Source organism: Pseudomonas sp. BJa3 (assembly GCF_026343815.1).
Lineage (GTDB): Bacteria > Pseudomonadota > Gammaproteobacteria > Pseudomonadales > Pseudomonadaceae > Aquipseudomonas > Aquipseudomonas soli.
In genome coordinates this window covers 1-234 of record NZ_JAOXMC010000565.1, presented here as the reverse complement: position 1 = coordinate 234, position 234 = coordinate 1, and the positions used below count along the sequence as shown (strand labels likewise).

1 protein-coding gene is annotated in these 234 nt (G+C 67.5%); it reads left to right on the top strand.

Going from position 1 to position 234, the window contains the following annotated elements:
• On the top strand, nt 1–234 hold a 234-nt coding region (locus OH705_RS28805; protein ID WP_267303646.1), incomplete at both ends, for a UvrD-helicase domain-containing protein.

Here is a 234-nt window from a genome sequence, read left to right as displayed (position 1 = left end):
CCACCCTGCGCGACATCTATGTCGCCTATGAACAGGCTTGCGCCCGCGCCGGGGTCATCGACTTCTCCGAGCTGCTGCTGCGCTCCCTCGACCTGTGGCGCGACCACCCGGACCTGCTCAAGCATTACCAGCGCCGCTACCGCCACCTTCTGGTGGACGAGTTCCAGGACACCAACGCCCTGCAGTACGCCTGGCTGCGCCTGCTGGCCTCCGGTGGCGACAGCCTGATGGCGC